The 16,225-nt window shown below is 65.7% G+C and carries 13 protein-coding genes and 2 pseudogenes; 8 read left to right on the forward strand and 7 right to left on the reverse strand.

Annotated features, from left to right (window positions below; translation table 11 throughout):
* Window positions 1-985 precede the first annotated feature (985 nt).
* Window positions 986-1,180, forward strand: a complete 195-nt coding sequence (locus ACNJ7K_RS11580) for a DUF1016 N-terminal domain-containing protein (RefSeq protein WP_016691951.1) — start codon at window positions 986-988, stop codon at window positions 1,178-1,180.
* A 202-nt stretch (window positions 1,181-1,382) separates the two neighbouring features.
* A pseudogene (locus ACNJ7K_RS11585) lies at window positions 1,383-1,490 on the forward strand (potassium transporter Kef); the annotation flags it as partial.
* A 363-nt stretch (window positions 1,491-1,853) separates the two neighbouring features.
* Here the strand turns inward: ACNJ7K_RS11585 and ACNJ7K_RS11590 are convergent.
* From ACNJ7K_RS11590 to amiA, 7 genes are all read right to left on the reverse strand, one after another.
* On the reverse strand, window positions 1,854-3,473 hold the full coding sequence (locus ACNJ7K_RS11590; RefSeq protein ID WP_016691950.1) for an ABC transporter ATP-binding protein: 1,620 nt from the start codon (window positions 3,471-3,473) through the stop codon (window positions 1,854-1,856).
* A 65-nt stretch (window positions 3,474-3,538) separates the two neighbouring features.
* Complete coding sequence (locus tag ACNJ7K_RS11595) at window positions 3,539-5,185, reverse strand: ABC transporter ATP-binding protein/permease (RefSeq protein WP_026061091.1); 1,647 nt, start codon at window positions 5,183-5,185, stop codon at window positions 3,539-3,541.
* The gene (locus tag ACNJ7K_RS11600) at window positions 5,169-6,128 is read right to left on the reverse strand and encodes a nitroreductase family protein (RefSeq protein WP_157788865.1); all 960 of its coding nucleotides are present in this window, start codon (window positions 6,126-6,128) and stop codon (window positions 5,169-5,171) included. Before ACNJ7K_RS11600 ends, ACNJ7K_RS11595 begins: the two co-directional genes overlap by 17 nt.
* A gap of 139 nt (window positions 6,129-6,267) precedes the next feature.
* On the reverse strand, window positions 6,268-7,692 hold the full coding sequence (locus ACNJ7K_RS11605) for a YcaO-like family protein (RefSeq protein WP_487041714.1): 1,425 nt from the start codon (window positions 7,690-7,692) through the stop codon (window positions 6,268-6,270).
* A 17-nt stretch (window positions 7,693-7,709) separates the two neighbouring features.
* A complete protein-coding gene (locus tag ACNJ7K_RS11610; RefSeq protein WP_016691946.1) occupies window positions 7,710-8,660 on the reverse strand; it encodes a CocE/NonD family hydrolase in 951 nt (316 codons plus the stop codon).
* A gap of 29 nt (window positions 8,661-8,689) precedes the next feature.
* Window positions 8,690-9,541 (reverse strand): hypothetical protein, encoded by an 852-nt coding sequence (locus tag ACNJ7K_RS11615; protein WP_016691945.1) that lies wholly within the window; start codon window positions 9,539-9,541, stop codon window positions 8,690-8,692.
* A gap of 78 nt (window positions 9,542-9,619) precedes the next feature.
* On the reverse strand, window positions 9,620-9,718 hold the full coding sequence (gene amiA / locus ACNJ7K_RS11620; RefSeq protein ID WP_016691944.1) for a streptamidine family RiPP: 99 nt from the start codon (window positions 9,716-9,718) through the stop codon (window positions 9,620-9,622).
* 424 nt (window positions 9,719-10,142) lie between these two features.
* Here amiA and ACNJ7K_RS11625 point away from each other — a divergent pair, with 424 nt between their 5' ends.
* The 6 genes and pseudogenes from ACNJ7K_RS11625 to ACNJ7K_RS11650 form a co-directional block, all read left to right on the forward strand.
* Window positions 10,143-11,024 carry a hypothetical protein gene (locus tag ACNJ7K_RS11625; protein WP_016691943.1) on the forward strand — a complete coding sequence of 294 codons (882 nt, stop codon included), beginning with the start codon at window positions 10,143-10,145 and terminating at the stop codon, window positions 11,022-11,024.
* Between the two features lie 3 nt (window positions 11,025-11,027).
* The gene (locus ACNJ7K_RS11630) at window positions 11,028-12,776 is read left to right on the forward strand and encodes a prolyl oligopeptidase family serine peptidase (RefSeq protein WP_159419474.1); all 1,749 of its coding nucleotides are present in this window, start codon (window positions 11,028-11,030) and stop codon (window positions 12,774-12,776) included.
* A complete protein-coding gene (locus ACNJ7K_RS11635) occupies window positions 12,773-13,924 on the forward strand; it encodes a FecCD family ABC transporter permease (RefSeq protein WP_487041715.1) in 1,152 nt (383 codons plus the stop codon). Before ACNJ7K_RS11630 ends, ACNJ7K_RS11635 begins: the two co-directional genes overlap by 4 nt.
* Entirely contained in the window at window positions 13,921-14,739 is an 819-nt protein-coding gene (locus ACNJ7K_RS11640; RefSeq protein ID WP_159419473.1) for an ABC transporter ATP-binding protein, read from the forward strand. Before ACNJ7K_RS11635 ends, ACNJ7K_RS11640 begins: the two co-directional genes overlap by 4 nt.
* A 209-nt stretch (window positions 14,740-14,948) precedes the next feature.
* Window positions 14,949-15,782, forward strand: coding sequence for an ABC transporter substrate-binding protein (locus ACNJ7K_RS11645; RefSeq protein ID WP_487041716.1), 834 nt, complete (start codon window positions 14,949-14,951; stop codon window positions 15,780-15,782).
* A gap of 175 nt (window positions 15,783-15,957) precedes the next feature.
* Window positions 15,958-16,167 (forward strand): annotated as a pseudogene (locus ACNJ7K_RS11650) (hypothetical protein); the annotation flags it as partial.
* Window positions 16,168-16,225 lie beyond the last annotated feature (58 nt).

The following is a 16,225-nucleotide window of genomic DNA, read 5'->3' on the forward strand; positions in this document are numbered from 1 at the left end:
GGCCGCCACGACTTGTCGGGGCCATACCCGATCCTTGGGCGTGTATTCCAATTTTCCGGATCCCGGAGTGGCGTCCTGTCGTTCGGTTGGGCAGTGGAGCGCGTGGAGGCCGGGTCACCTGCATTTCCCCCTGCGGGACGCAGCCAACCCGGCCGTATCCAGAATCTCACTACCAGCCGGTATGGAAAAGAGGTCGAACGGTCTGAAAACGAGGAACTCCGCCACCAGTGCGTGCCTGTGGCGGGGTCTCGATCACCATGCAGGGGGCAGGGTGGTGGTGGAGGCTACCCTGCTGCCGTGATCTCAAACGGCCGCCCGTAACGCATCCTAATGTGCGGTCCGAGGACATCGAGAATCCCGAGACCGCAGCCTCCGATGCCGTCTCCCAGCTGATCGCTGAACAGCTCGCCGGATTCACTGTCCACCCGTTGGATCTGGTGCGGCCGTTGTCGACACCGGGGATATTTGACCCGCGGAGACGCGAAGACGGTCCGCAAACGTCACCGAGGAGAGAAGGGCATGGCGGTGTTCGCCTGCCCCCCACGTCGACGGGTTGTTCCACCTCGGGCACCGCCCAGATGCCCTGAGCTCCGGGGAGATCGACCGGGATCGCCTTCGCTCACAAGCTGTGCGAGCAATGGGAAGCTGACGGCGGGAGCGCATCCATGTCGGTTGCGTGCAGGGGATGGCAGGTCACCGTCACTACGCCGAGATGAGAAATGGTACCGGGTGCTGTGCGTCGATCAGTCGGCGGCGACGACTCGCACACGAGCCATGGTCGACAACCCCGGAGACGATCCGATTTCCGCTCGTTTCCGTCCTCGCCTACTGGGGCGGTGCGGTCTCCGGATAGCCGAGGTGCGGCATCGCCACTTGGTCAACAGTCCTGCCGCTGGGAGGCGGGGGCGCCGGGCATGCGGCGGCCTCTCTGTAGCCTCACCCTCCGGGAGGCCGGAGAGTCGGCTCGGTCCGTTAGCGTCGAGGTATGTCGTCTCCCGTCTCGTCCGAGTACGCCGACACGCTCGAGAGCATCAAACGGCTCGTGCATCAAGCACGCTACGTGGCCCAGCGCCGGGTGAACACCGAACTGCTCCGGCTCTACTGGCAGATCGGAGCGACGATCATCGAGCGACAGAAGACAGCTCCCTGGGGTAGCAAGGTCCTCTCTCGGCCTGGCTAACCCACGTGCGCAGGGCCTCGGGGTGGATGCCCAATTGATCAGCGATTTGCTTGATCGCTGCTGTTTTGGATCCCAGATCGCGGCGTGCCTCGACCGCCAGTCGCGTCGCTCGTTCCTTCGGCTTCTGAAGGCTACTTTCGCGGTGCTCCCATGGATCTCATCCTTCCGTGTGATGGGACCCTCGACCAGATCCGGTACGCGACACTTGTTGACCCCCGAGGATGGCTTCGCTGTCTCCGAACGGGGTGTCGAACCGCACGAGGTGGGTCTCGCGCCGCGGGAGCTATCTGTGATCGTGCTCGGTGTCGTCGCCCAGACGACAGGTTGCTGTATCTGCGCTTGGTGGCGGCCTGACCCCACTCGGACCAATTCCTTTGGCAACCGCAATGGGAACTTCGATGACGATGCGCTGTGCGGTGATGAGGCGGGAATCTGGTACGCCTGCCGTCCGGCCATCACGGGCTGAACCGGGTCGGCCATGGAGTCGACTGCGAAGCGGACATCTGGCACGGATGGTCCGCGACGGCCTCAACCACACCGACCACATGGTCACCGCTGAACCGCCCACGAATAGTTCGCATGCATCGCCGACGCCCTACTGCTTGTCACTTCGACTCGGGCCACGCGATGCGGTGCGCATCGCCGCGCGGCCGAACCACGAGCTGATCATTACCTATCGTGCCGGTGACGCGACGGCTTCAGTCGCACGTCGGATCGGGACCACACGGTGCATGCGCTGAAGGGTTTCGTCCCGGTGCGAGGCGATCAGAACGGTGCCTGGGTAGTCGGAGAGAACACCGGAGATTACGGCTTCGGTCTCGGGATCGAGGCTGGCAGTGACTTCGTCGACGAGAAGGATCTGTGGCCGACGAACAAGCGCTCGGGCAAGGGCAAGGCGCGCCTGCTGCCCGCCGGAGAGGGTGATCCCTCCCTGTCCGATCTCACTGTCGAGCGCGGCCCACTCGGCTGCTCCGACGTGTTCGAGTACGCGGTGGAGTTCGTCATCCGAAACTGGGCCTGTCCCGCGGAGCAGGTTGTCTCGCACGGTGCCGTGGAACAGTGTGGTCTCCTGATCCACCAGCGCGACGCTCTGCCGGAGCGCAGGATCGTCAACGTCCTGGAGCGGCACGCGGTCGCCGTGATCGTTGAACAGCTCGATCGTTCCTGACATGGGTTCCCAGAGCCGTGCGGCCAGCGCGATGATCGTGCTTTTGCCCGCTCCCGAAGCCCCGGCGATGCCGACGTGTTCTCCCGGTTGCACTTCGGCAGACCAGCCACATACCGCCATGGCGCGGTCATCGTAGGTGAACGACAGGTTCTGGATTCGCAGTCCGAGCGGCCCGTCGGGAGTCGCTCGCGGGCAGGGCGGCTCGGAGACAACCGGCTCGCGCCGAAGGACGTCGTGGACGCGTCCGGCGCTGGCCGTGAGGGGATGGAGCTGCGTGAGCGTGGTCGCAGCGTCGGAGACCGCCGAGACACCGGCGAGGGTGAGAGCGACCATCGAGGGGAGCAGCGCAAGCTGGAAGTTTCCGGTCGTGGCGCCGCCGAGTGCTCCGGTCGCATGAGCACCGACAAAGACGACACCGATGATGGTCGTGGTGACGAGCGCTTCGCGGAGTCCGGTAACGAATTGTGTCAGCGTTCCCTGGCGCCGGGTGACGGCCGTCGCCTGCTCCGTCGTGTGAAGGGTGTCAGCGACAACCTTGCTTTCCAGTTCGTAGGAGAGGACTTCTCGGAGCGATCCGAGTGCATCGACGATCTGCGTCGAAAGGTCCGCTCGCAGTCGCTGCTCCGCATCACCCAGCTGCTGGATCCGGTGTCGCGCGAGCATTACGGTGACCGCGATGAGAGCAGCTCCGGCCAGCATGATCCATGCGGCGGACGGCAGGAAGATGAACGCCGTGGCGAATGAAGCGATGAACACCGTGAGTGATGTGGCGATTTGGGCGAGTGTGTGTGCGTAGAAGAACTCGAGCTTTTCGATGTCGTCCATCGCGACCGCGGCCGCACGGCCCGAGTGCTCACGACGGCGTCCGGGCACGCTGCGTGCGTACGAGTCGAACAGCGCCATGCGCAGCCGAGCCAGCACCCGGTAGGCAACGGCATGCGAGACGTTCATCTCCTGCCAGGTCAGAACAGCGCGGACCAGCACCAGAGCGGTCACAGCAACCCACCACGTCGCGCCGGGGACGGTGCGTTCGACGACCGTATGTCCGATACCCCAGGCGGTGAGAACGCCCAGCGCAGCAAGGACGAGGGCGCTGGCTGTGCCGGTGAGATAGCTGGCGAGCATGCCGCGGTATTCGGGGCGCAGTGCGGGAAGTAGCGCGCGGAACGCATGGAGGGAGCTGCGGATGCTCAAACGAGTTTCCTTTCCAGCCGGCCGTGCTCGAGCCGGAACTGCTCGTTGATACCGGACAGGCTCTCAGGCCGGTGCGTGATCATCACGACGATCCGATCTGCCGCAGCATGTCGGAGCGTTTCCATTACCTCAGCGGCACGTGCGGGATCGAGCGCACTGGTGGGTTCGTCGACAAGGAGCACCGGACGCCGTGTCAGCAGGGCGCGTGCGAGCGCGAGACGCTGCCGCTGACCGCCGGACAGGCTCAGGCCGGCTTCGGCGACGCGGCTGTCGAAGCCGTACGGTAAGGCCAGGATCTCGTCGAGGATGCCCGCTGCCCGGCACGCGTCCACAAGGTCGGCGTCCGTCGCTTCGCCTGTGACAGTGAGATTGTCGCGGATCGTTCCGGTGAACAGGACGGGGCGTTGGGACACGACGGCGATGTCTCCGGCGCGCAGGGACTTGCCGTCGAGCTCGACTGTGCCCGACTCGGGTGTCAGGAAGCCGAGGAGCACGTCGAACAACGTCGATTTGCCGGCCCCGGACGGACCGATGATCGCCGTGAGCGCGCCCCGATGTGCCGTCATATCCAAACTCTCCAACACCGTGGTGTCGGAGCCTGGGTAGCGGTATCGCAGGCCTCGAGCTTGCAGGCACTGTATGTTCCTGCCGGACCTTCCGTGTTCGACGACAGAAGTACCCGAACCGGTGTCGGGCGAATCGAACGCGCCCAAGCGGTGCAGGCCGGGCACCGCGGTCAGCCCCAGGAACCCGGCGTGCCAGTATCGGGACAGGTCACGGATCGGGCGGAATGCCTCCGAGGACAGCAGGAGAATCAGGTAGACCTCGAACGCCGGTGGTTGCCCGGTCGCGGCGTGGACGATCGCTGTCATGACCGCGGCGACGGTACCTGCCTGGATCGCGAAATCCGTTACGCCGGTCTCTGCCAGGGACACTCGCATCACCCGTTCGGTTGCCGTGCGCAGCGCCTCCGATCGCTCGTGCATCCGCTGCCGGGTGCTGGGGACGTCGCCGAGTGCACGCAATGTCGCCATGCCTCGAAGGGACTCGAGCAGGTCTGCGCTCAGTGCTTCATAGGAGTCCCAATGCTCGAGACCCCGGCGCGACATCATCGTCTTCCACGCGAGCGGCCCTGCCAGAGCCATGACCACGGCGACCGCGACCCATAAACCCGCCCAGGGGCTCAGTGCCGCGAGAGCAACGACGATGCACGGGCAGGCGAGGAGGATTTGAGTGACGGCGGGGATGTATTTCGAGACGTATGTGTCCGTCCCGTCGATGCCGTCGCCGAGTGTGACCCGTACGGAGCCGTCGCGGGTTCCCGCATCGTGCAACCGTTCTGCGGTCAGCACCGTCCGGGTCGCTCGTCGTCGCAATTCTCGGCGAACCGAGCCACCGAGACGCGTCGAGACCGAATCCTGGGCTGCCGTGAGCAGTACTCGCGCAACCGCGAGCCCTGCGACAGATACCAGCGCGGTGATCACCGCAGAGCTGGTGCCCTGGAGCGTCGCGGTCAGTGCCCACGCGATCGCGACCGCTTGGCCGACATAGCCGGCGAACACCAGTAGAGCAAGCAGCGCACTTCCGGCGAGCAATCCGGGAAACCGCCCCGCTTCGCGCCACAGCTCACGGACGATCATCATCGGGTTCTTCCTCCGTGTCCTCTATGCCGTCGAGCATTGCTACTGCGTGCATCGTCCAGCTCTCTGCCGCAGCGGGGATTCCGGAGACAGGCCGGCATCTCACTTTTTGAGACAGTGCAGCGTTGTAGCACAACCGGGCGGCGGCACTGTGGGCATGCCAGAGGGAGTCGTAGATGGTCTCGGCTGGGGCGCGGGGGGCGACTTCCCAGGTCTCGATGCGGTCGGCATGTGCGATCCAGGCTTGGCCTGTGAGTTCGGCGAGGCGTGCGGCGTTGGTGTTGTGGACCGGATTTCGTACGAAGTCGACAAGTTTCGGTGAGCGTCGCCGCGCAAGCGCGTGTCTCCGCTGCGGGGCGACGGCCCAGCTGCTGGAAAGTCCGATGGAGACGAGCGGAATCTCGGGCACCATGCCCCGACGGAGCCACGCGTCTGTCTCGGCAGCGGGCGGCATGCCGAGTTGTGCGCGAATCTCCGGTCCTGGGCCGAAGACGCCGGGGAGGTCCGTGTCGAGAAGAAAACGTACCGCTTCCAGCGCATATGCGGCGTCAGCGATCCACAGCGGCCACGCGCGATGCCGGTATCGGCCGAAGCTACGGCCTGGCTGCACACTGAACACCACGCGTGAATCGATGAAGGGACGGTGCGGTAGCTCCCAGCCCGCCGCGGTCTCCCTGGCGCTGTCTCTGCGAAGAAGCTGTCCTCTGTCGTGGTCGTACACATAGTGGCCTGGCTCGAGGCCGTCGGTTCCGTCCGTGCCGACGATCAGATGGGTGTGCACCGCGTATGTTGCGCCGGCTGACGGGATGGGCCGGCGCGCGATGTCCGTGACGCTGCCGTCGTCGCGGAGGTGCCGGTCGCCCATGTGCCACAAGGCGCAGAGCAGATCTTCGATCCGCCCTTCTGCGGAAACGGGTGTAGCACCGGACCGGCGCCACGGGTTCATCCGCGGTCCCGGGGGGACGGGCGCTCCGGGCGTGTACGTCGTCAATGACATTGCCAGCGTCGGCGGGAGGCCGATGCTGCTGCCGGGTTCGTTCGGTGCGGTTGGGCACGTCGGCCGATTCGAAGTGTTCATCACGGGCCTACATGTGAGGAGGGGGAAGGAGCGTGAAGTCGTTGAGGTTGCCTTCCCAGGTCGAGCGCCAGCCGCGATCATGCCCGGCTGCTCGGAATCTGGGCATCCCGAGGTAGGCGAATGCGGCCGGAGCGTTCGGGACGAGACCGGTGATGAAGGTACGAACGACGCGTAGAGGCGTTCGTCGGATGTCAGCGGTGGTCACGTCTCTCGTGAAGATCTGATGCCCGTGCGAGGCGAGCCGGTCGTAGACATCCGCCATCGTGGTCGTCGGCATCTCGTCGATGGCCCGAAGACCGAAGGCGGGGTCTGTGAAGCGCCGCGCGTGGTGGTGGACCCTCGGATCGAGCCAGACCTGCACGTGAGCGCCGAGGTCGACGACATGCTCGAACTGCTCCCCGGCATCGTCGAGGTAGCGCGCGTCGCTCTGGAAGTCCAGGTAGAGCCCGCGAGCCATCAGCCCTTGTTCGACTGCACGGAACACCCAGCCGTCGGCTGTGGTGCAACCCTGGGTGTAGACCCAGGTGTGCACGGCTTCGAGGACGGCCTTGCGCGCGGCCCGGGCCGGATCGAGAGCAGCGGAGAACCCGGCGGCGTAGATCCCTCGTGTTCGGTCGTGGAGGAGAGCAGCGACAGCGGGGGCGAACTCGGAAGGCATGGCCACGAGGGACACCTCGAAGTTGCCCCCGGCGAGATCGTCACGCAGCCCCGGAACACTGTCCGGGTCGATGCCGTACGTCGGACCGTCGAGGTGCCACCAGACTTCCAGCGCGTCCCGCTCGATCACTTCGAGAACACCGCGGTCCCGGGCATCGTCGGCACCTTGACCGGTTGCAATCCCTGCATAGTTCAGGTGATGCGTTCGCGGCAGGTGCCGAAATCTCGACTGTCGCCAGTTCAGGTAGATCAATGACGCCGGGATCCAAGCGTGTTCATCGTCCGTGCGTTGACACCGGGTCCATAGCGTGGGAGTGGTTTCCGTCAACGGTGCGTAGGGAAATCCCGGTCGGCGGTACTGCCACGACGCAAATGCGGGGAGGTCGCCGAGTGGAAGCGGTGCGTTGTCGTCGGACAGCAGATCTGCGTATGTGGCGATCCTGAACTGCTCGCTGGGGAGTTCGGCGGGAAGCCAGTTGCCGCAGTATCGTTCGACCCCTTCAGCGATCGCGGCGATCCGCGCAGCGTCCGGGTCGTCGAACGAGGTACCGAGCGAGACGCGGTCTGCGGGCCATTCCCCGAGTTGGCGAGCATCCGACACCGACGCGGTCAGCCCCATGTAGGCGGTCGGGGCTCCGAGGGGGTGCGGAACGGCGCGCACCGAGCGGATGACACCGCATTCGGCGTCCACCAGCGACTCGACCGGCAGTGTAGAGAACTCGTGGACGGTGAGGTCGCTGCTGGGTGAATTCTTGCCGTTGGCTCGGGGGTTCATGGTGCGGTCCTTTCTGCTCACGCTGCCGTTCGGCTCTGCTGCCAGCTGCCGCTGTCCGGATCGAAAGCAGAAACGTAACGAGTAGGCTCGAGCCGGCCGATCCGCGCAGCGAAGGGTGTGTAGGCGCGGAGCCAGCCGTCGATGATGCCCCCGATGCCTCCGCTGTTGTCGAATTGTTCGCGCGCGTGGGGATCGGTGAGGTCTGCGGCGAGACGATGCCCCCACGGGCCGGTCACGAGATGGCTGTCGCTCGGCCAGGAAGCGGCCAGGCGGCGGGCATCGGCGTCGAAGAAGTCGTGTGCTCCGGTAACGACGAGCAATGGTGCGGTCAGCTCTGCGTAGCGGGAGCGCACATTCGTGTGCCGCGCCTTCCAGAGACGTTCCCAGCGTTCGAACACAGCTGTCGGCCAGTGCCATTCGCGGGCAGCTGAGATCACACCGACTTGTTCGGCTCGGCGAACTCGAGTGGCGAGCGCGGCAGGAGACAACGGCTCCTGTGATTGCCGGCCGATGCCGTGTTCGTGCCACCACGCGATGCGATGCTCGATCTGAGGGGTACCGTCAGGGTTCCACGCCGTCTCCGCGAGCCCCAGCGCCGGCACCAGCACGATGATCCCGTCGGGGGCTGACTGCTCGTGCTGCATCGCGCCGTACGCGCCTTCGAGTGCTGCATGTGCAGCGTACGAGGCCCCGAATGCGATGAGCGGTAGACCCGGGAAGTGCGTGCGGAGCTGCGCGATGACCTCGGCGCCGTCGATGGTCTCATGCTGATACGGATCCCATTCGCCGGACGAAAGATGCCGTCCGCGTACGTCCTGGATCAGGCAGTGGTATCCGCGGCCTGCCCAGGATCGGCCGGTCTCGGTGTGACGCCGGGCGTCGTACGGGGTGCGGAGCAGGACGATCCCGGCGGCGTCGTCGACGTCCCACAACAGGCCGCCGAGTCGGATGCCGTCCGGCATCGTCATGGTGTGTACCCGGGGGAGTGGGGTCGGGGTCATGCAGCGGCCTGCGGTCGGTCGGGGGCGTGCGGCAGTTCGTATCCGAGGATCGGATGTTCGCTCGTCCTGGCTGTGGCGGGGACGAGTTTCCAGAGCGTGTGGCGGTGGTGCGTCAGCGTCGTCGCCTGCTGCGCCCATGCAAGCGCGACCGTGAGGACTTTGCTCACCGTCATGGCGCGGGCATAGGTGTCGGGCACAGTGGTGGCACTGGGGGCGTCGTGGAGCCACTCGGTCATCGCAATAGGTGTGAGACTGGCGGCGATACGTCGCCGTACCACGTGGTCGGCCGTTGCGTCGCCCGCAGCGAGTGTCAGTGGGTCCACGAAACACACCTCGCCTTCCCGGTACGCGCGTAGCCAGGCGACGGACGGGCGACGTCGTGCTTCCAGCAGGCCCCAATGCTTGCGTTCGTTCGGCGAGTCTGCGTAGGAGATCACCAGTTTCGGATTGTCGACGCAGGTTTCGTCGCGGAGAACCGGATCCCTCAGGAGTTCTTGTGTGGTGGCGAAACGTGTCGGTGTGGCTCCCCACGTGCGGAGCGCGTCGGCCGTGTCGTCGGCGATCGGTCCCGTTCCGGTAAGGATGACTGCGCGTCGCGCTTCGGGCCAGCGTGCCTGCATGTCGGCGGTGTTGCGTTCGGCGACTTCCTCGTTCAGGCGCTGCACGTAGGTGCAGGCAGTCTTGGTTGCTGACGTCGGATCGTGCAGCGCGGAAAGAAGATCGGTCGGCGGGTTCTGGACCTGCAGGAGCGTGCCCGCGGTGGTGCGGAGCGTGACTGTGTGGTCGCCGGAGGCGATCAGATGGCCTGCAGCGCCAGCGAGCGCAACAACGGAACAGTGGGAGGACATCGGCAGCCTTTCGGACGAGCCCGGTCGAGCAGCCCCGTTGGCTGCTCGACCGGGCGTGTGCAGTGTGTGCTGCGAAGGTCAGTCGAACGGGTTCTCGACGAGTGCGTTCGAGTGCGTGGCCGACAGGTGGGCCAGCTGCTCGGTCTCTTCGATCTCGGCGAGGATCTGCTTGTCCATGGGACTTCTCCTTCGTGTGTTTTGTCGGCCGCACCGGATGGGGTGGCCGTGTCCGCGAGGCGAACGACCGGAGCTTAATTGAAAACGATTGTCAGAAGCAATAGTATGCGGACGCATGAGACCTTCGCAGCTCGTGCTCGTCGATTACCGCGCCGATCGCGTGTACGGCATCAGCGATACGACAGCGACGCTCCACGGTCACGGACACGCAGCGGAGCACGCAGGGGTTCTTTCCCTGGGAGGACCATTGGGAGGGCATGCCTTCGCGGATGATCTGCGCGGCGAGCTCATTGTGGTGCGACAGGGCGTCGCAGCGACGGTTCCGGTCGCCACGCCTGTGGAGCACATTGCAAGTGACCCGAGCGGACGATACGTAGTGGCAACTACAGGCCTCGGTGCCAACTCGGAGCCGTGGAGTGACGTCGTGACAGTCGTCGACCTCGATACGAATACATCCAGGCGGTTCCGCTCACGCATCGGCGAACCCGGCACAGGCCTCGTCCGCGATCGAGCGACCGGTGATCCGTTCATCGTCCTCCGGCATCGCTCGCCGGGGGCGATCGAGGCGCTCCCGCTCGCGGCAGCGCTCAGGGTCGGTCCCCACGTTCCCGTGCTGCGCGGAGCAATCACCGAGGTCGCGGACGACGGGCATGGCGATGTCGCAGATGCGCGGACCGGAATCTTCGCCACCGCGACGAGCCGAGGTCTCGAGCGCTTCGCGGTGGAAGCGGGCGTTCCTGTGCCACTGGGGACCGTACCGTGGCCGGTACCCGGTCGCGCGTTCTACCTGCGCCTGGACTCCGAGGCAGGAAAAGCCCTCGGTGTTGTGCGCGGTGGCCCGACGAACCCGACTGCATGGACGGAGTGGACGAATCACCTCGTCGAAATCGATCTCACCACCGGCCGAACCGTTCACGCCTCTCTACCCCCGGGACTTGCGTTCCGCTTCGCTCTGACACGCAACCGCGCTGCAGTCGCAACCATCCACCCGGACGGCGACCAACTCACGATCTTCGAACGGCAGAGACCGCAGCAGCGCATTCACCGGCAGCTGTCACTCCCCGACATGAGCGCCCCACCGACACCGGGACGTCTGCCCTGGGATCCGGTCGGGGATGCACCGGCGCAACGAAGGGCCGTCGCCATCGCCCCCTCCGGTGACACTGTTGCCGTCACACGCGGCGGGGACGGCGAACTCCATCTGATCACCGACCAATCGTTCGAGACCGTCACTGTTCCCACGCCGGTGAACGAAGGAGGCCTGCTGTTCTGGCCGGGAGGCCCTCATGACCGGGTGGGCCGCTGAGCCGTGAACTCCTCCTCTTTCCCGATCAACGATGCTCTCGATACCGCGCTCACACACTGGGAGCAGTACGGCCGCCCCGGCACACCCGATACAGGATTCGTACTCAGCCGCTTGCCCGGCAGACGCACGCGAGGAATCTATGTCGCCGAATCGGAGCAGCCGATCTTCGAACCGGACGCGCACATCCTGACGATGGCACCGGCGCCCGACGGCCGATACATCGCCCTTCAGCTCGCGGAGCGGGCAGACGAAGACGGCGTTCTCGCCGTGCTCGATACCACCTCCGGAAATCTCCGCCGCTACAACGGCATCCGTTGCCGCTACGAACCGATGCAATGGACCCCGGACGCCCGGTCGCTGGTAGTGGTCGCTCGTTCCCCTCAACGGCTCGTGCAGCTCGATGTCGTCCACGACGAAGTCACCGTCGAGCAGGTCGCCGGTGATGCACGATGCAGGCTCTTCTCTGCCGGCATCCATATGCTTCTCGCCGAGAGCCGAGCAGGCCAGCCAACCCGATTGATCCGCCTCGACAACGGCACGTATCTCGGCTCCTTCCGCTCGATCACGGGCGTATTCGGAATTCATGACAGCGATGTCCTCGTGCATGGGGGCAACGCGCTGCACGTGCTCGACGCGCATTCGGGGGTGCAACGCTGGCGATGGGCGGACCCTGCGGTGCGGCTGACCGCCGTCACCGTCACAGGGGACACGGTTCATGCGAGCGCGGTTCGCGCCGGCACAAGCGTGATACTGCGACTCGCACACGGAACCGTGATCGACGAATGGTCTGTGAGCATCAATGGCTCGGTCGCATCGATCACGGATCTGGGCGCCGACGGCGGCAGAACGTATGCCGTACTCGAAGCACCGGCAGTGCCTCCGCACGTGGTAGCCGTCGACGAGCACATCAGCGGCGGCGGCGCGGCGGCAGTCGCCGGGGACTTCGAGACGATGCGGCACGAGTTCGCGGCAGACGATGGGGCGACGTTGACGGTCGTCGTCACCTCTCCGAAGGGACTCACCGGCCCGGCCCCAACCATCTTGACGTGTTACGGCGGCTTCGGAGTTCCTGATCTTCCCGTCTTCGAGCCGACGATTCCGGCGTGGGTGGAGTCCGGGGGTAGATACGCGACAGCACACATTCGTGGCGGTGGGGAGCACGGCGAGCAGTGGCGTCGAGCCGGCTACGGCGCCAGGAAGCGGCGAGGGATCGATGACCTCGCCGACGCTGCACGTGGTCTGGCCGGCGCCGACTTGACGAACCCGGAGTTGCTCGTGCTCGCCGGGGCTTCTCACGGCGGAACCGTGGTGGCGAGCTGCGCTCTCGGCTGTCGAGGAATATGCGCAGGCTTCGCCACCACGGCAGCACCTTTGGATCTGCTCTCCCTCGACAAGCATCCCCTCGGCCGAATCTGGCTCGACGAGTTCGGTGATACGAGCAGTCCGGAAGGTATGCAGGAACTTCGCGCGATATCACCGCTGCACCGCGCGCAGATGATCGGCCCGGCTCACGGACTGCCGCGATTCCTCGGGATCGTGCTCGGCGAGGACTCGCGCGTGAATCCCGACGACAGCTATGCGTTGGCCTCAGCACTCCGAGAGGCGGGAGCAGAAGCGCTCGTGTGGGAAGCACCGCACGCCGGTCACGGACACAACCATCTCAACAGTCTGCATTCGATGGGCTCGATGCTTCTCAGTTTTGCTGCACACACCACCGGACGCACCCGATCTTTCGAAGGACGAGACGCATGACGCCGGATACTTCGACGGCCACGGCAACACCGCAGCCGCCCGCTGCCTTTCCAGCCGGAGGCGGCTACGACACCGACCCTGTTGCGCAGGCTCCCAGACAAAAGGGTGCGCTGGCGGTACGGATCCTGGTGCCGTCGTTGTCGGTGCTGCTGGTGGTGATGCTCGTGCTGTCCGTGAGTGTGGGGACCATCACGGTACCCGCGACGGACGCGGTGAAAATCCTTGTCGGACATCTGGTGCCGGGTATGCCATGGATGACGGACGGCTCGCTGACGACAATGCAGGACAACGCAGTGTGGCAGTTCCGGCTTCCGCGTAGCGTTCTCGCGGCGTTGACCGGTGCGTCGCTCGCGCTGGCGGGAGCGCTCATCCAGGCCGTGGTGCACAACGCACTCGCCGAACCCTACATCCTCGGAGTCTCAGCGGGCGCCGGCGTCGGGGCCGTGTCGTACATCGTGCTCGGCATCGGGATCGGTTCGCTCGGCATCGGGGCATCAGCGTTCATCGGGGCGGGGATCGCGACGGGTGCGGTGTACCTCCTGGCGCGCAAGGGCGGCCGGATCGCTCCACAACGGCTGATCTTGGCGGGGGTCGCTCTCGGCTCGTTGTTCAGCGCAATCACCAGCTACCTGACGATCTCAACCGATGCGCAGAACGTGTACAGCATCATGTTCTTTCTACTCGGCTCCGTTTCGGCGGCGACGATGCCACAGTTGCTCCTCCCAACGATCGCCCTGATCGCGGTTGCGATCTTCGCAGCGACCCGTGCGCGTGCGCTCAACGCATTGCTCGTCGGTGACGACGCGGCCACCTCGCTCGGCATCAACGTCAACGGATTGCGCGCCACGGTCCTCATCGCCGCCGCGCTTCTGACCGGGGCAGTAGTGGCAGTCTCCGGCGGCATCGGATTCGTGGGCCTGGTCGTGCCACGCGTGGCCCGCATCATCGTCGGCTCAGATCACCGCAAGATGCTGCCGGTCGCAGTCCTGGGCGGAGCGGTGTTCCTCACAACCTGCGACCTGCTGGCACGCACGCTGGCCGCGCCCGCGGAGATCCCACTCGGAGTGCTTACCGCCCTGGTCGGCGCCCCGTTCTTCCTGTGGCTGTTGCGCCGCGAGCGCGCCGACCGACTGGGCACAGGCCGATGAGGGTCACCGTCGACCGACTGAGCGCACGCCGAGGAGGCCGAGACATCCTCCGCGACATCAGCTTCGAGGTCCCCTCCAGCACGGTTCTGGGTCTGCTCGGGCCGAACGGCAGCGGGAAATCGACGCTGCTGCGCGCGCTCTCCGGAATCGACATCCCATCAGCAGGAACGGTGCACTACGACGATGCCTCGCTGGACAGGCTCACCCGCCGCCAGCTCGCGCAGAGGGTGGCAGTGATGACGCAGGAGCACAGCGAAGAATTCGACGTCCCCGTCCTCGACCTCGTACTCCTCGGACGCATCCCGCACGGGAAGGGCTTCGGCCGTGACTCGGACTCGGACATCGCGCTCGCGCTGGGCGCGCTGGCCCAGGTCGGGGCCGTTCACCTCGCATCCCGAGCGTTCTCGGAGCTGTCGGGCGGTGAGCGGCAGCGCGTGCTGTTCGCCCGAGCGCTCACACAGGACACGCCGGTGCTCATTCTCGACGAGCCGACGAACCACCTCGACATTGCCCATCAACTCGAGCTGCTCGACCTCGTACGCACGACCGAGCGCACAGTACTTCTCGCCCTCCACGACCTCAACCTCGCGGCTCGCAACTGCGACGCAATCGGTGTGCTCGCAGACGGAGGGCTCGTCGCCTATGGAGCCCCCGACGAGGTGCTCGACGTCGACCTCATCCGCTCGGTCTTCCATGTCGAGTCCACCTCGGTCGCCCATCCGCATACCGGACGACGGCACTTCGTCTTCGACGAGCGCGCACGGACCGCCGACGAAGCCGGCATCACCCTGAGAAAGGAAATCCCCACCCGATGAACTCTCTTTCCAGCAACCCGAGACCCGCGAGGAAAGGCCTGACCGCTGGTGTCAGTCTGCTCGTCCTCGCACCGTTTCTGCTCACTGCCTGCGGCACGAGCGTGACATCCACCGGCAGTGGCGTTTCCGAAGGCACGAGCGAAACGGCGACGTTCACCAACTGTGGGCGCGAGCTCACCTTCGAACAACTCCCCACTCGGGTCGTCGGCATGATGCCCTCCCAGACCGAGTTGCTGCTGCGCCTCGGAGCCCAGGACTCGCTCGTCGGCCAGGCCCAGGTCAGCACCTCAGAACTCCCCGACGACGTCGCCGGTCGTGCTGCCGACATCCCCGTGCTCAGCACGGACACGCCACCGGCGCGCGAGGACCTCCTGGCGGTCTCACCGGATCTGGTGGTCTCGCCCACCGAGTACGAGTTCACCGCCGAGCAGGGCTACGCCAGCATCGAACAACTCGCAGAGAACGGCGCCCAGGCCTACATCGCCACCGGCGGATGCGCGGACCGCCGCTCCAACGCGCAGGTCGCCGACCTGTTCACCGACATCGCCACCCTCGGGCAGATCCTTGGGGTTGCCGACGAGGCCGATGCGCTCGCCGAGGACGCACAGAACCGCCTCCACGCTGTCGAAGAAGCGATCAGCGGCGAGGAACCTGTGAGTGTGGCCCAGGTCTGGGTCGAGGGGAACCTTCTCGGTGCGATCGGCGCCGGCATCGAGTACGACATCATCCGCACCGCCGGCGGAGAGAACGTCTTCGACCCGGACGCTCCGGAGTTCGCCGACTTCTTCTCGGCCGAGATTAATCCTGAAGAGATCATCAGCCGCAACCCCGACGCCATTGTGTTCGGCACAACCAGCGACAAGCAGGAACAGCAGGTGCTCGAGTACTTGCGCGCCACATTCCCGAACGTCACTGCGGTTCGGGACGATCTGCTCATCGGAGTCCCGCAGAGCGACTTCTATCCCGGCACCATCGGCAATGTCGAAGCGGTCGAAACCATCGCGGAGCGGCTATACCCGGACGCCTTCCAAAGCGAGGGATAGGGACCTTGCTGTTCAGCCTGCTCGGGAACCGAACACCGGGTGTCGAGTTCGTCGGTGGTGAAACCCCGACCGATCAGATCCGGCACCGCCCGCCTGCGGATCGGGGAGCGTGGTGCGGCGGCCACGCCGCAGGTGCCGACCGACGATGCGGCGGCCACATCAACCGCGTGGCCTCTTTGCGCTGCTTCAACGCAACGTCCTCGACCGGCAGCGTTGGGTCACTCGCGAGCAGGTACGCATCGCGATCGTCACTGGGGGCACCACCCGCTTGCGGGGGAGGATCGAACGCACCTACCACCGCCGGCGCCGTCAGCTCCGACTCGGCAGATTGACGGCGGTCGAGTTCGAGACAATCATGACCACACCAGCCGCACAGGCTGCGTGACGCTATCTGTCACCTGACCATGAAGCAATCCCGTCCTGCCACACTACGAGTAGTGTCG

The organism is Rhodococcus shunpengi (assembly GCF_048381395.1).
Taxonomy (GTDB): Bacteria; Actinomycetota; Actinomycetes; order Mycobacteriales; family Mycobacteriaceae; genus Rhodococcus.

Excerpts from the sequence above, each read along its gene's own strand:
- ACNJ7K_RS11580 (WP_016691951.1), top strand. The coding sequence starts at position 986 with ATGTCGTCTCCCGTCTCGTCCGAGTACGCCGACACGCTCGAGAGCATC.
- ACNJ7K_RS11590 (WP_016691950.1), bottom strand. The coding sequence starts at position 3,473 with ATGCTCGCCAGCTATCTCACCGGCACAGCCAGCGCCCTCGTCCTTGCT.
- ACNJ7K_RS11595 (WP_026061091.1), bottom strand. The coding sequence starts at position 5,185 with ATGATGATCGTCCGTGAGCTGTGGCGCGAAGCGGGGCGGTTTCCCGGA.
- ACNJ7K_RS11600 (WP_157788865.1), bottom strand. The coding sequence starts at position 6,128 with ATGAACCCGTGGCGCCGGTCCGGTGCTACACCCGTTTCCGCAGAAGGG.
- ACNJ7K_RS11605 (WP_487041714.1), bottom strand. The coding sequence starts at position 7,692 with ATGAACCCCCGAGCCAACGGCAAGAATTCACCCAGCAGCGACCTCACC.
- ACNJ7K_RS11610 (WP_016691946.1), bottom strand. The coding sequence starts at position 8,660 with ATGACGATGCCGGACGGCATCCGACTCGGCGGCCTGTTGTGGGACGTC.
- ACNJ7K_RS11615 (WP_016691945.1), bottom strand. The coding sequence starts at position 9,541 with ATGTCCTCCCACTGTTCCGTTGTTGCGCTCGCTGGCGCTGCAGGCCAT.
- amiA (WP_016691944.1), bottom strand. The coding sequence starts at position 9,718 with ATGGACAAGCAGATCCTCGCCGAGATCGAAGAGACCGAGCAGCTGGCC.
- ACNJ7K_RS11635 (WP_487041715.1), top strand. The coding sequence starts at position 12,773 with ATGACGCCGGATACTTCGACGGCCACGGCAACACCGCAGCCGCCCGCT.
- ACNJ7K_RS11640 (WP_159419473.1), top strand. The coding sequence starts at position 13,921 with ATGAGGGTCACCGTCGACCGACTGAGCGCACGCCGAGGAGGCCGAGAC.
- ACNJ7K_RS11645 (WP_487041716.1), top strand. The coding sequence starts at position 14,949 with ATGATGCCCTCCCAGACCGAGTTGCTGCTGCGCCTCGGAGCCCAGGAC.